The organism is Pseudomonas sediminis (assembly GCF_002741105.1).
Lineage (GTDB): Bacteria > Pseudomonadota > Gammaproteobacteria > Pseudomonadales > Pseudomonadaceae > Aquipseudomonas > Aquipseudomonas sediminis.
In genome coordinates, this window is record NZ_NIQU01000002.1 from 183146 (window position 1) to 197485 (window position 14340).

General features: G+C 61.5%; 16 protein-coding genes. All 16 read right to left on the reverse strand.

The features are described from left to right. Positions 1–2 precede the first annotated feature (2 nt). Entirely contained in the window at positions 3–2150 is a 2148-nt protein-coding gene (gene flhA, locus CDO35_RS06430; RefSeq protein ID WP_099523122.1) for a flagellar biosynthesis protein FlhA, read from the reverse strand. A gap of 83 nt (positions 2151–2233) precedes the next feature. Continuing rightward, the gene (gene flhB / locus CDO35_RS06435; RefSeq protein WP_099523123.1) at positions 2234–3370 is read right to left on the reverse strand and encodes a flagellar biosynthesis protein FlhB; all 1137 of its coding nucleotides are present in this window, start codon (positions 3368–3370) and stop codon (positions 2234–2236) included. 2 nt (positions 3371–3372) lie between these two features. Beyond that, positions 3373–4149 carry a flagellar biosynthetic protein FliR gene (fliR, locus tag CDO35_RS06440; RefSeq protein ID WP_099523124.1) on the reverse strand — a complete coding sequence of 259 codons (777 nt, stop codon included), beginning with the start codon at positions 4147–4149 and terminating at the stop codon, positions 3373–3375. 13 nt (positions 4150–4162) lie between these two features. After that, positions 4163–4432 carry a flagellar biosynthesis protein FliQ gene (gene fliQ, locus CDO35_RS06445; RefSeq protein WP_013714993.1) on the reverse strand — a complete coding sequence of 90 codons (270 nt, stop codon included), beginning with the start codon at positions 4430–4432 and terminating at the stop codon, positions 4163–4165. An 11-nt stretch (positions 4433–4443) separates the two neighbouring features. Continuing rightward, positions 4444–5229: a flagellar type III secretion system pore protein FliP gene (gene fliP / locus CDO35_RS06450; protein WP_099523125.1), complete on the reverse strand. Its 786-nt coding sequence runs from the start codon at positions 5227–5229 to the stop codon at positions 4444–4446. Further along, positions 5229–5660: a flagellar biosynthetic protein FliO gene (gene fliO, locus CDO35_RS06455; RefSeq protein WP_099523126.1), complete on the reverse strand. Its 432-nt coding sequence runs from the start codon at positions 5658–5660 to the stop codon at positions 5229–5231. Before fliO ends, fliP begins: the two co-directional genes overlap by 1 nt. A 2-nt stretch (positions 5661–5662) precedes the next feature. Continuing rightward, complete coding sequence (gene fliN, locus CDO35_RS06460; RefSeq protein ID WP_099523127.1) at positions 5663–6139, reverse strand: flagellar motor switch protein FliN; 477 nt, start codon at positions 6137–6139, stop codon at positions 5663–5665. Between the two features lie 71 nt (positions 6140–6210). Then, positions 6211–7182, reverse strand: a complete 972-nt coding sequence (gene fliM / locus CDO35_RS06465; protein WP_017679168.1) for a flagellar motor switch protein FliM — start codon at positions 7180–7182, stop codon at positions 6211–6213. Positions 7183–7194: 12 nt separating this feature from the next. Next, positions 7195–7716, reverse strand: coding sequence for a flagellar basal body-associated protein FliL (gene fliL / locus CDO35_RS06470; protein ID WP_099523128.1), 522 nt, complete (start codon positions 7714–7716; stop codon positions 7195–7197). A 228-nt stretch (positions 7717–7944) separates the two neighbouring features. Next, positions 7945–9171, reverse strand: a complete 1227-nt coding sequence (locus tag CDO35_RS06475; RefSeq protein WP_099523129.1) for a flagellar hook-length control protein FliK — start codon at positions 9169–9171, stop codon at positions 7945–7947. A 67-nt stretch (positions 9172–9238) separates the two neighbouring features. Next, positions 9239–9592, reverse strand: a complete 354-nt coding sequence (locus CDO35_RS06480) for an Hpt domain-containing protein (protein WP_099523130.1) — start codon at positions 9590–9592, stop codon at positions 9239–9241. A 30-nt stretch (positions 9593–9622) separates the two neighbouring features. Then, entirely contained in the window at positions 9623–11311 is a 1689-nt protein-coding gene (locus CDO35_RS06485; protein WP_099523131.1) for an ATP-binding SpoIIE family protein phosphatase, read from the reverse strand. 2 nt (positions 11312–11313) lie between these two features. Then, complete coding sequence (locus CDO35_RS06490; protein ID WP_099523132.1) at positions 11314–11619, reverse strand: STAS domain-containing protein; 306 nt, start codon at positions 11617–11619, stop codon at positions 11314–11316. Between the two features lie 85 nt (positions 11620–11704). After that, the gene (fliJ, locus tag CDO35_RS06495; RefSeq protein WP_021489636.1) at positions 11705–12154 is read right to left on the reverse strand and encodes a flagellar export protein FliJ; all 450 of its coding nucleotides are present in this window, start codon (positions 12152–12154) and stop codon (positions 11705–11707) included. A gap of 46 nt (positions 12155–12200) precedes the next feature. Next, positions 12201–13547, reverse strand: coding sequence for a flagellar protein export ATPase FliI (gene fliI / locus CDO35_RS06500; protein ID WP_099523133.1), 1347 nt, complete (start codon positions 13545–13547; stop codon positions 12201–12203). Next, positions 13537–14337, reverse strand: a complete 801-nt coding sequence (gene fliH, locus CDO35_RS06505; RefSeq protein ID WP_099523134.1) for a flagellar assembly protein FliH — start codon at positions 14335–14337, stop codon at positions 13537–13539. Before fliH ends, fliI begins: the two co-directional genes overlap by 11 nt. Positions 14338–14340 lie beyond the last annotated feature (3 nt).

Sequence of the window (14340 nt, forward strand, 5' to 3'; positions counted from 1 at the left end):
CCTCAGTTCTGGCCAACCGTAGCGACTATGGTGACCTGCTTGTTGTCCGGAATTTCCTGGTACGCCAGCACGTGCATGCTGGGTACCGCCAGCCGCGCGAAGCGCGACAACATCGCCCGGACCGGTCCGGCCACCAGCAGAATCACCGGTTTGCCGAGCATCTCCTGGCGCTGCGCCGCTTCCACCAGGGAACGCTGCAGCTTCTCGGCCATGCCCGGTTCGAGGAGGATGCCATCCTCGCCGCCTTGACCGGCCTTCTGCAGACTGTTGAGCAAGATCTGTTCCAACCTTGGCTCGAGGGTTATCACAGGCAGCTCCGGCTCTAGTCCCACGATGCCTTGCACGATGGCGCGGGCCAGCGCAACGCGTACCGCAGCGACCATCGCGGCGGGATCTTGACTCTTCGGTGCGACGTTGGCGATGGCCTCGGCGATGGTGCGGATGTCCCGCACCGGTACCTGCTCCTGCAACAGCGCCTGCAGCACCTTGAGCAGGGTCGACAGCGATACCAGTCCCGGCACCAACTCTTCGGCCAGCTTCGGCGAGCTTTTGGCCAGCAACTGCATCAGTTGCTGCACTTCCTCATGGCCCAACAGCTCATGAGCGTGCTTGTGCAGGACCTGGTTGAGGTGAGTGGCCACCACGGTACTGGCGTCGACCACGGTGTAGCCCAGCGACTGCGCCTGATCGCGCTGAGTGGGGTCGATCCACACGGCCTCCAGACCGAATGCCGGATCCTTGGCGGCGATGCCGTTGAGCGGACCGAACACCTGACCGGGGTTGATCGCCAATTCACGATCCGGATACACCTCGGCCTCGGCCACGCTGACACCCATCAGCGTCAGGCGATAAGCGTTGGGCGCCAAGTCGAGGTTGTCGCGGATATGCACCGAGGGCATGAGAAAGCCCATTTCCTGCGACAGCTTCTTGCGCACGCCCTTGATCCGCGCGAGCAGTTGACCACCCTGATTGCGGTCCACCAGAGGAATCAGGCGATAGCCTACCTCCAGGCCGACCATGTCCACCGGAGTGACATCCTCCCAACCCAGCTCCTTAACCTCCTGAGCCTTCTGCGTCGGCAGCAGCTCCTGCTGGCGCTGCACCTCCTTGACCTCTTCTTCCTTGACCTTGCGGTTCTTGTGCGCGATCCAGTAGGCGCCACCTGCGGCGATCAGACCCAGGCTGATGAAGGAAAAGTGCGGCATGCCCGGCACCAGCCCCATGGCGATGAGGATCGCCGCCGCCACCGCCAGCGCCCGCGGTGACGCGAACATCTGCCGATTGACCTGCGCACCCATGTCTTCGGAGCTGGAAACACGGGTCACCATCACCGCAGCAGCAGTGGACAGCAACAGCGAAGGAATCTGCGCGACCAGGCCATCACCGATGGTCAGCAGGGTGTAGACCTTACCGGCATCGGCGAAGGCCAGGCTGTGCTGTAGCACGCCGATGGCGATACCGCCGATGAGGTTGATGAACAGGATCAGCAGGCCGGCGATGGCATCGCCACGGACGAACTTGCTGGCACCGTCCATCGAACCGTAGAAATCTGCCTCCTGGGCCACCTCGCTGCGGCGTTTCTTGGCTTCGTTCTGATCGATCAGACCGGCGTTGAGGTCGGCGTCGATGGCCATCTGCTTACCGGGCATGGCGTCGAGAGTGAAGCGCGCGCTCACCTCGGAGATACGCCCAGCGCCCTTGGTGACCACCACGAAGTTGATGATCATGAGGATGGCGAACACCACGATACCAACCACGTAGTTGCCGCCGATCACCACCTCACCGAATGCCTGGATCACCTGGCCAGCCGCGCCATGCCCTTCGTGACCATTGAGCAGCACCACACGGGTCGAAGCCACGTTAAGCGCCAGACGCAGCAGCGTGGCGGCCAGCAGGATGGTGGGGAATACAGCGAAATCCAGCGGGCGCAGCGCGTAGATACTGACCAGCAACACGACGATGGACAGCGCGATACTGAAGGTGAACAGGGTATCGAGCAGAAACGGCGGCACCGGCAGCATGACCATGCCGAGCATGACCAGCAGCAGCAGCGGAATGCCCAGGTTGCCATGGCGCAAACCTGCAAGGTTGCTGCGTACGTCACCGATTAACTGTGCGCGATCTACTGCCACGTCCCTACCCCAAGCCATTCAATCTTTTGACGCGAAAGTGCGTCCTAGAGAGGTCATGGCAAGAAGCGTTCCAGAAGTGACACGACAGCGCGCTACACGCCCTAAGAGTCGCGGCGTAGATCCGCCGGGATCGGGAAGTCCGGCAGCGGGCCTGGGCGCTTGCCCTTGCCGGCCTGGTATTGACGAAGCTGATAGACGTAGGCCAGCACCTGCGCCACGGCCAGATACAGGCCAGCAGGAATTTCCTGGTCCAGCTCGGTGGAGTAATACACCGCACGGGCCAATGCCGGGGACTCCAGCACCATCACCTTGTGCTCCTGGGCGATCTCGCGAATCTTCAGCGCCAGGAAATCGCCGCCCTTTGCCAGCAACACCGGTGCGCTCCCCTTCTCCGGGTCGTACTTGAGCGCTACGGCGAAGTGCGTCGGGTTGGTGATGACCACGTCAGCCTGCGGCACGGCTTGCATCATCCGCCGTTCGGCCATCTCACGCTGCAGTTGACGAATACGTCCTTTCACCTCGGGCTTGCCCTCGGTGTCCTTGTACTCGTCGCGCACCTCCTGCTTGGTCATCATCAGCTTCTGCTTGTGACTCCACAGCTGGAACGGCACATCCACCGCGGCGATCAGGATAAGCCCGCAGGACAGCCAGAACGCACTCCAGCCGACAACCTTCAGGCTGTGCAGGATGGCGGGCTCGACGGGCTCGTTGGCAATGGCCAGCAGATCGTCCTGGTCCACCGAAAGCACCACCAGCGCCACCGCCAGGATTACCAGAAACTTGGCAAGCGCCTTGAGCAACTCGACCAACGCCTGAACCGAGAACATGCGCTTGAGACCCGCCAATGGGTTCATCCGACTGGCTTTGGGTTGCAGCGCCTCGGCAGAGAACAACCACCCCCCCAGCGCGATGGGGCCAGCGATGGAGGCGATCAACAACGCAATGAAAAAGGGTTGCACCGCCAGCAATGCCTGCTTGCCCGAAGCCAGCAGATAAAGCGCCATGCTGCGTTCGCTCATCAGCACATCGCGCGGCAAGCTGAAATTACCGCGCATGACATCCATCAACACATTGCCCATGTAGGCGCCGAAAATGATCAGGGCGACAGTGCCGGTGAGCGTCACCGCCACCGTGTTGAGCTCCTTGGACCGAGCGATCTGGCCTTTCTTGCGCGACTCTTCAAGTCGCTTGCCTGTGGGTTCCTCGCTCTTGTCGGCGCCGCTCTCGCTTTCGGCCATCGCTACCTCACAAGAGCGAATTCGCTCAGCTGCTGCAGGGCTTCGCTGGCCAGCGCCTGGAACAGGTTGCCGAAATCGGAAAGCCCCACCCAGAAAATTACCAGGCCCATGGCCAGGGTCAGGGGGAAGCCGATGGAAAAGATGTTCAGTTGCGGCGCGGCGCGCGTCATCACGCCAAACGCCAGGTTGATCACCAGCAGCGCGGTGACCATGGGCAGCGTCAACAACAGGCCGGCGCCGATCACCCAGCCCAGTTTGCCAGCCAGCTCCCAGTAATGATTGACCATCAACCCTTGCCCGGACGGCAGCGTGACGAAGCTCTCCGCCAGAATTTCCAGCACTACCAGATGGCCGTTGATGGCCAAAAACAGCAAGGTCACCAGCATCAGCATGAACTGGCCAAGCACCGGCACCGACACACCATTGGTAGGGTCGACCATGGAGGCAAAGCCCAGGCCCATCTGCATGGCGATGATCTGCCCCGCCACGGCGAACAGATGAAAGAACAACTGCAGAATAAAGCCGAACATGGCGCCGATCAGCACCTGCTCGAGGATCAGCAGCAGACTACGCAGGCTCAAGGCATCGACCTGCGGCATCGGTGGTAGCGTCGGTACCAGCACCACACTGATGGCCAGCGCCAGATAGAGGCGTACGCGGTTCGGCACCAGCTGGGTACCGATGATGGGCATCACCATCAACATCGCCGCGATGCGAAACAACGGCAGCAGAAACTGGCCGACCCAGCCGCTGATCTGCTCGTTGCTCAACTCCAGCATCGCGCCCAGCCCCTCAACCGATGAGGTACGGAATGTTCTGGATCAACGTCTGGGTGTACTCCATCAGCTGACTCACCAGCCAGGGGCCGGCCCAGATCAGCGTGATCAGCATCACCATCAGGCGAGGCAAAAAGCTCAGCGTCTGTTCGTTGATCTGCGTGGCAGCCTGGAACATGGCCACGATCAGGCCGACCACCAGGCTCGGCACCACGGCCAGGCCGACAATCAGCACGATCAGCCAGAGCGCTTCGCGAAACAGGTCAACCGCTACCTCGGGAGTCATCAAAGGCCTCGCTATATGGTGCCGAAACTGGCGGCCAAGGTGCCCATGATCAGCGCCCAGCCGTCAACCAGGACGAACAGCATGATCTTGAATGGCAATGAGATGATCAGTGGCGACAGCATCATCATCCCCATCGCCATGAGGATACTGGCGACCACCATGTCGATGATCAGAAACGGGATAAAGATCATGAAGCCGATCTGGAAAGCGGTCTTCAACTCGGAGGTGACGAACGCTGGCACCAGAATGGTCAACGGCACGTCTTCGACACCGGCCAGGTCGGTACGCTTGGACAAACGAACGAACAGCGCCAGGTCGCTCTCACGAGTCTGCGCCAGCATGAAGTCGCGGATTGGTACCTCTGCCCGTGTCAGCGCCTCCTGAGCGACGATCTCCTCGTTCAGATAAGGCTGCAGCGCATCGGTGTTAATCCGGTCGAAAATCGGCGCCATGATGAACATCGTCAGAAACAGCGCCAGGCCGACCAGGATCTGGTTGGACGGCGTCTGCTGCAGACCCAGCGCCTGACGCAGGATGGAGAAGACGATGATGATCCGCGTGAAGCTGGTCATCAGCATGACGAACGCCGGGATGAAACTCAGCGCCGTCATGATCAGCAGGATCTGCAGGCTGACCGAGTATTCCTGCTGCCCCTGGGCGTCGGTGGACAGGGTGATGGCGGGGATCGACAACGGACTGCTGCCCGTCTGGATTAGCGAATTGCCTGCAGGAGGGTCCTCGGCGAACGCCAGAGAAGCGGCGAGGCTCAGCACCAGCACCAGCAACAAACGCAGCATCAGGATTTGTCCTTCTGATCCTTGCCCATCAGCTCCATCAGGCGCTGGGCGAACTCTGGCGTGGCCTGCTCGGTATCGGCCAGATGCACTGGCTCCTTGAGCACGTGCAGCGGGGTAATGCGCCCAGCGGACAGCCCCAGCAAAATCTGCTCGTTGCCTACCTGCACCAGCACCAGGCGATCACGCGGGCCGAGCGCCTGGCTCGACAACAGCTTGATCACCTGCCCGCCCTTCGGGTTCAGTTGCTGCACTCGGCGCAACAGCCAGGCGAGCAGGAAGATCAAACCGATCACCAGCAACAAGCCGAGCAGCAACTGGCCGAGCTGACCGGCTATGTCGCTGCCAGCCATGGGAGTCGCTGCCTTGCCAGCGGGCTCGGCAGCCATGGCCGCCACAGGCATGCTGAGAAACAGAGCGAGAAGACGAGCCATGGTCAGCGCAGCTTCTTGATACGTTCGCTGGGGCTGATCACGTCGGTCAGGCGAATGCCGAACTTCTCGTTGACCACCACCACTTCGCCATGAGCGATCAACGTGCCGTTGACCAGCACATCGAGCGGCTCACCGGCCAGACGATCCAGCTCGATCACCGAGCCCTGATTGAGCTGCAGCAGATTACGGATAGTGATATCGGTGTTGCCCACTTCCATGGAGATGGACACTGGAATATCCAGGATCACATCCAGATTGGGGCCATCCAGATTGACCGGCAGATTGCCGGGAGGCGGTGCGCTGCCGAACTCTTCCATCGGTGCACGCGGTGCGGCCGGTTGCGCTGCCTGAGCGCCCCCCTGCCCTGCGAGCATGGCATCGATATCGTCCTGATCGGCATCACCTGCCTCGGCCAGCGCTGCGGCCCATTCATCGGCCAGTGCCTGTTCCTCGGGGGAGGTGTTTTCTTCGTCTGCCATCGTGATTCCTCGCCTGGCTTCTGCTATTCGTTCACGTCGGGCTTTGTCAGCCCTGGAGAGTTACCAACGCCTCAGCGTTGGCGTTCGATTGGTTCCAGCACCTGCAGGGCCAGATTGCCCTTGTGCGCTCCCAGCTTGACCTTGAAGGTCGGCACGCCATTGGCGCGCATGACCACGTTGTCCGGCAACTCCACGGGGATCACATCACCCGGCTGCATATGCAGGATGTCGCGCAGCTTCAACTGGCGACGGGCGACGGTGGCGGCCAGCGGCACGCTGACATCGAGAATGTCCTCGCGCAGGGCCTTGATCCAGCGCTCGTCCTGATCATCGACATCGGATTGGAAGCCGGCATCGAGCATTTCGCGGATCGGCTCGATCATCGAGTACGGCATGGTGATGTGCAGATCGCCACCGCCGCCGTCGAGCTCGATATGGAAGGTGGACACCACCACCACTTCGCTGGGGCTGACGATGTTGGCCAGCGCCGGGTTGACCTCGGAGTTGACGTACTCGAAGTTGATATCCATGACCGCGTGCCAGGCTTCGCGCAGGTCGACGAACGCCTGGTCGAGCACCATGCGCACGACACGCAGTTCGGTTGGAGTGAACTCACGGCCTTCGATCTTGGCATGGCGCCCATCACCGCCGAAGAAGTTATCCACCAGCTTGAACACCAGCTTGGCGTCGAGAATGAACAGACCGGTGCCGCGCAGCGGCTTCATCTTCACCAGGTTGAGACTGGTAGGCACGTACAACGAGTGAACGTATTCGCCGAATTTCATCACCTGCACACCACCGACGGCGACGTCAGCCGAGCGGCGCAACAGGTTGAACATGCTGATGCGGGTATAACGGGCAAAGCGCTCGTTGATCATCTCCAGCGTCGGCATGCGCCCACGGACGATACGATCCTGACTGGTCAGGTCGTACTGTTTGACGCTCCCCGGCTCCGCTGCGTCCTCGGTTTCCACCAAGCCGTCATCGACACCATGCAACAGCGCATCGATCTCGTCCTGGGAAAGCAGGTCTTGCACGGCCATCTTCGGCTCCCGCTACTGCAACACGAAATTGGTGAACAGCACCTGCTCGACCACAGTGCTGCCGGTTTCCTTCTGCGCCAGTTCCTGCACGCTGGCCAGCGCCTGCTGCAGAAGCATTTCCTTGCCCAACGGCGTTTGCAGCGCGGCAAAATCCTGACCGGACAGCAACATCACCAGACGGTTACGCAATACCGGCATATGCACCTTGAGCTTCTCCATGCCGGCGGTATCACGGCTCATCAAGGCCATGCTGACCTGCAGGTAGCGGGTACGGTTCTGGTAATTGAAATTGACCACGAAGGCCGGCATCAGATCCTGGTAGATGGCCGGCTGGCGCACTGGCGCTGCTGGTGCGGCGGCCTCTGCCGGTTTGGCCTCCTCGCTCTTGTCACCCTTGCTGAGAATGAACCAGGTACCGCCCACGGAAAGGCCAACGGCCAGCAGCAGACCCACCACGATCAGGATGATGAGTTTGAGCTTGCTCTTGCCGGCGGGTTGTCCGTCGGCAGCCGGTGCCGCTTCTTTCTTAGCCATGCCAATAATCCGTCACTATCGGAGTTCTTTCCGCATTCAAAGGGTTAAGAGCAAGTGTTATGCCAGCATATGAGCAGGCTTGTCTAACTCTGGGCGCGGATTTAACAGCGCCAGCTACTTGCTGTCACCCAAAATACATTCGCCCGGGTACCTTTCGGCAACCCGGGCGAATACAAGTCTAGCGGAGGAACACCGATAATCGGGCATTGCTCAGCGTTTGCCCCCTACTTATGCGTAGTAGTCGACCAGCCCGCGGCCAGAGGTCAAACGCTCACTGCGCACTTCCTGATGGACGCCCGACTGCAGCTCGTCACTGGCTAGCAGATCATCACGCGAGCCAGAACCACCACGACCGCCCTCGCCCTGCCCCTGCCAGCCGCGGTTAAGCGACTGATCGGAAACGTTGGCATCGGCCAGATTCATGCCTTGCTGCGCGAACAGCTCACGCAAGCGATGCATCTGCCCTTCCAGCGCTTCGCGCACCCCGGCATTGGGGCTGGCGAACGTCACCTGGGCCTGATCCTGGGACAGGTTCACCCGCACCTCAAGACGCCCCAACTCCGCCGGGTCCAGTTGAATTTCAGCCGACTTGAGGTTCTGACTGGACAACCACATGACGCGATCGACAACCGCCTCGCTCCAGCCCCCCTGATGCATGGCCACCGGCTGGCCGGGCACCAGCGGCGTGCGCTGGGCGGCACCGACCTGATGATTGAGCGCCTGCGTCAGCGCATTGAGCTTGCTGACGAACTGATCCGGGCGATTGGGCTGAACGCTGTCCTTGAGACTTTCCAAGGCATCCTTGGCCAAGCTTTCCAGCGGCAGGTCCAGCACCGACTCGTCAGAGCTCTCGGCCGACTCCTCCCCCTTGCCCATAGCGGACATGGCCGCAGCGAAGTCCGTGCTGGTCGCCACCCGCGTGCTCTTGATCGCAGCGTCTTGCGACAACTGCGCCTTGCCCGCTTCTTCTGCCGGCTGCTTGAGCTGCGCCAGCGGATCGAGAACATCTTCCTCCAGCACTGGCTCAGCAGTATCGGCAGCACTGGCATTGGCACCGGTGATCACCAGCGCCGGCAACTCCGGCGAGTCCTGGGTGACCGCAGCATCCTCTACTGGCACCTGCATACCGCCCAGTGCCATCGCCAGCAACGGGTCGAGCTCTTCTTCAACGCCCTCCTGGGTCGGCAAGGAATTGCCGGGGGCGGCAACCGAGGGCTGCTCGGCGGCAGAAGAAGCAGTATCAGCCGTCTCTGAAGGTGCAGCAGACTTCTGCTCCTGGCTGGATTTATCGGTACTGCCAGCACGCTCGCCAGGCTTGGCCTGACGCTCCTTGGCATACATATCGGCAAAGCTGGAAGCACCGTTCTTGCTGGGTTCCGGCGCTTTGGCCGGCTGCTTCGCTTTGCTCTTCACCTCAGGCGTAGCCTGCAGGCGTAGGTCGGGCAACGCGGACATGGACGCTCTCCGTCTGATGGGTCGTGACGGGATCAGAGCAAAGGACGGGCCAACTCGTGAAAAGGCATCAGAGGCGATAACGCTGGCGCTCGGATTTGAACAGGATGCGCACGATGGCGAACTCACGCTCGACCTGCTCGATCAGCGCCGGGGCCAGGTCCAGTGCCTCGCGCCGACCGGCGTCCTCGAGTTCCTTGCACAGGCTGGCCAACAGTACCGCACCCATGTTGCTGCAACTGCCCTTGAAGCTGTGCGCAGCCAGTCGCAGGCCCTGCGCATCATCCTCGGCCTGCGCCTGATGCAGCAGGCGCAAACGCTCTTCGGAATCGGCAACGAAGGTATCGAGCAAGATCGGGTACTCGTCTTCCATGACGTCCTGCAGCGCCGCCAGGACGGCATCGTCGAGATGGATATCGGACACCGGGTCACTCCCTGAACATCAAGGCCCGGATTATGCCTCAGCGGACCAGCAAAACTCCACGCTGACGCCTCGTCCGTCGGGGCAACGGCTGAAGCCGTCGCTGAGTTCACGCACCAACGCAAGCCCACGCCCGGAGAGGGCATCATCCGCCGTATCGATGACCCTGGCCGGGTCGAAACCAGGCCCACTGTCCTCCACCTGCACTATCAGCCGACCGCCATTGGCCTCGGGCAACATCTGCAGGTGAAAACGCACATAACCGTCACGCAGCGACGCCAGGCGCAGCCGCCGCTCTCGGTAATACTCGGCAAACCCACTGGCATCCTGCTTCAGCGAGGAATCCAGCCCCATCACGCCATGCTCCAGCGCATTGGAGTACAGCTCTGCGAGCACGGTATACAGCTCGCCGCCACGTGGACGCAGCGCCTGCACATCCAGCAACAGCTGCAGCAGATAGGGCAAGGGATTGAAATGACGCAAGCTCAGCGCACGAAACTCGAAACTGGCCGACCAGTCCATCACGCTGCTCTGGCCGCTGTCGGCAAAAGCCAGCGGCCGGGGACGCTCATCGTCTTCGGCAAGCCCGACCTGGACCATGCTGACATCGTCCTGCTGTTCACCCCGGAACGTCACCAGCGCCTGCTGGATTTCCTCGAACAAGGCCTGCGGCTGCCGATTGGCCTCCAACAGCCGGAGCAAGCGCTTCTCGCCGAACAGCTGGCCGTGCTGGTCGCTGGCTTCGAGTACCCCGTCGCTAAGCAGAAAGATGCGATCCCCTGGCGCTAGCGGATAGACCTCGCAACGGTCACTGAACGCCGCTGGCTCCAGAATCCCCAGCGGCAGATGACGGGATACCAATGGCTGACGCGGGCGGCCATCGCCATGCAGCAGGTAACCATCCGGCAGCCCGCCATTCCACACTTCGAGCAGCCCACGCTTGCTGCTGATGTTGAGCAAGGTAGCGCAGCAGAAAACCCCAACCGGCAGGATGCGCTTTAGCTTGGCGTTGATCTCGCGAAGGATCTCGGCGAGCGCATGGCCTTTGGCGGTCATGCCATAGAACACCTCGGCCAGCGGCATAGCGCCAATAGCCGCCGGCAAACCATGACCGGTGAAATCCCCCAGCATCACGTGCATGCCGCCGGACGGCTTGTAGGCTGCCAGTAACAAATCACCGTTGAACAGCGCATAAGGCGACTGCATGTAGCGGATGTTTGGCGCATCCAGGCAGCCGGAATGTGCCACCTTGTCGAATACCGCCTTGGCTACGCGTTGCTCGTGCAGCAGGTGCTCGTTGTGCAGGGCAATCAGGTCGCGCTGCTGCAATACCGTATCGTGCAGACGGCGCAGGCGGTCCATGGCCCCGATCTTGGCCTCGAGTATCACCCGGTTATAGGGCTTGGCGAGAAAATCATCGCCACCGGCCTCCAGGCAGCGCACCAGCGCTTCGCCCTCGGTCAGCGAGGTGAGAAAGATGATCGGCACCAGCGCCTCGCCGGCCTGATCCTTGATCCGCCGCGCCGCCTCGAAGCCATCCATCACCGGCATCAGCGCATCCATCAAGACCAGATGCGGACGCTCCTGCTCGAACAGGGCGACAGCCTCAAGACCATTGCTGGCGGTCAGTACGCGGTGCCCCTGACGACTGACGATGGTGGACAACAGCATGCGGTCGGCTGCGTTGTCCTCGGCGATCAGGATCGCAAGACGCTCAGACATGCTCAGCTGATTTTGAACAACTGCTCGAAGTTGGAGATGGCGAGGATCTTGCGCACGTCACTGCTGCAGTTGAGCAGGCTAATCTGCGCCGAATCGCCGCCTGCGTGATCGCGCAAGAGCAACAGCATCCCCAGTGCCGAGCTATCCAGATAACTGGTGTCACGCAGGTCGACCTGGTAGCGCTTGGGCGTCACGCTGACGCGCTCATAGGCATCACGAAATTCCTGGTGGGAGGCGAAGTCGAAGCGTCCTCGAATCACGATGGTCAGCTCTTGCCCATCTGCCGAGGGCTGCGAGGTAATGGCCATGTCTACTCCTTTGTCGAGACTCTGCCAGATAGGGCAATTCACGTTTGAAGGTGTAGCATTTGGCCGGCGACGAAACAACCTCTATTCAGGGCTCGCCACGGTCTATCAAGCGCTGCGCCAGCTCGTCGAGCAGTTTCTGCTCGCGCTTGTCCTCGGCCAATCGGGCTTCATCGATATAGCGCTGCACCAGTTTGCGCAGCCCCTCGAGACGTGCATAGCGCTGCTGCCAAACGGCACGCACCTTTTCCAGGTTGGCGCGGTGCCACTCCAGACTTTGCTGCTGCTGGCCAACCGCGGTTTCAAGCTGTGACAAAAAGCGCTGGTAGTTCATCAGCCACTGGCCGGAAACGCCCTTGCTGCCCTCACTGATCCACTGCTGCTGGTAGTCGCCACGAAAACGCTCCAGCTCGCCCAGCTTGGCCTCGGCCTGCCCCACCAGCCCTTGGCAATGCCCGAGTTGGCGCGCCGCCTCGCGCTCTGCTTTTTCTGCCATCTCGACCACAGGTTGCAGACGTTTTGCACGACTGAGGCTCATCGATACACGACCTCAGCGACAGCGAAAGACGCCCTGATCAAAGCCATCATTGCCCCAGCACGGCAGCCAGTTGCTCCCGGCTCTGCGGCATGCCGACGCTTTCGTCCAATCCCTGACGCAGGTACTGAGCCATGACCGGTTGCCGCGCAATAGCCAGGTCGGTGTCCGCATCCCCGCCTGGAACGTAAGCACCGACGCTGATCAGGTCGCGACTCTGCTGATAGCGCGACCACAGCTGTTTGAAGCGCTGCGCCTGCTTGAGCTGCTCGGGCGGAACCACCTGCGGCATGACCCGGCTAATCGAGGATTCGATATCGATAGCGGGATAATGCCCTTCTTCGGCCAGGCGCCGGGACAGGACGAAGTGCCCGTCGAGCACACCACGTGCAGCATCGGCGATGGGGTCCTGCTGGTCATCCCCCTCACTCAATACGGTGTAGAACGCGGTGATCGAGCCGCCGCCGGCTTCGGCGTTACCCGCACGCTCGACTAGCTTGGGCAGCTTGGCAAACACCGAGGGCGGGTAGCCCTTGGTCGCTGGCGGCTCACCAATAGCCAAAGCGATTTCGCGCTGGGCCTGGGCATAGCGGGTCAGCGAATCCATCAGCAGCAGAACGTTCTTGCCCTTGTCGCGAAAGTACTCGGCGATGCGCGTGCAGTACTGCGCGGCGCGCAGACGCATCAACGGCGCCTCGTCGGCCGGCGAAGCGACCACCACGGAACGCTTGAGGCCTTCCTCGCCGAGGATCTCGTCGATGAACTCCTTGACCTCACGCCCACGCTCACCGATCAGCCCGACCACGATGATCTCGGCCTCGGTGAACCGGGTCATCATGCCCAGCAACACGGACTTGCCCACGCCGGTACCGGCGAACAGGCCCAAGCGCTGGCCACGCCCTACGGTGAGCAAGCCATTAATCGAACGGATACCTACATCCAGGGGCTGGCTGATGGGGTCGCGGTTGAGCGGGTTGATGGCAGGGCCATCCATCGGTACCCAGTCCTCGGCCTTCATCCCGCCCTTGCCATCCAGGGCGCGGCCGGTGCCGTCGAGCACTCGGCCCAGCATGGACATACCCATGGGCAAACGCCCGGCATCGGGCAGCGGCACCACGCGTGCGCCAGGCGCAATACCAGCCAGACTGCCCGCCGGCATCAGATAGATCTTGCCCCCGGAGAAGCCCATCACCTCGGCCTCCACCTGAACCGGATGATAGCTGTCTTCGTTGATGACCAGGCAGCGACTGCCTATCGCCGCGCGCAGCCCTTCAGCCTCCAGGGTGAGACCCACCATGCGTAACAGGCGGCCTTCAAGTATGGGCTGGCTGGGCAAGCTGATCGCATCGCTGTAGCCCTCCAGACGCCGGGCGAAGCTCACGCGATCAACGCGCATCGTCGCGATCCAGGTCCAGATTGATGTCCGCTTCCGGCGGCTGGGTACTCTGCGCACGCTGCTGTTCGAACAATTGCTTGAGTGCCTGCGCCATGCGCGTCTCGACGCTGGCGTCGATCTGGCTATTCTCCGACTCGATACGGCAACCACCTGGCAGCAAGCTGTCATCCTCGAGGATGCGCCAGCTTTCCTCATGACGCTCACGCAGCGCCTTGATCGCCTCGAAGTCCTGTGGATTGACCTGAATGCGCACGTTGCCCGCACCCATCGGCAACAGTTTGAGCGCTTCGCGCAGCACCTGACGAATTTGACCGGAGTCAGTGCTCAGCTCGCGCTGAATCACCTCGCGCACCATATGGCTGACCAGGCGCACCATGGCCACTTCCATTTGCTGATCCTGCTCGGCAATCGGCTCGAGCAACTGCGTCATGAGTTTTTCCAGGCTGCCGACCTTCAGCGCCAAGGCTGCGTCGGCCTCTTGCTTGGCTTTGATCTGGCCGGCGTGAAAGCCGTCCTTCTCGCCCGTGGCGAAACCTTCGTTATAGGCATCCTGGCGAATGGCTTCGAGTTCATCGAGCGTCAGTGGTTTGACATCTTCGAGTGCGACCTCTTCGACCTGTGCGGCGTCCTGCTGCTCGGATTCAGCTGGAGGCTGCACATGTTCTTCAGTAGCGGCCTCGGCTTCTGCCAGTTCGTCACCCGGCGCGTCGAAGCTGGGCAACGCCCAGCGATCGAACGTGCCGAGATCCTTGGCGCGAATCAGCTCGCTCTCAGGCTCCTTGGCAGCCATGGC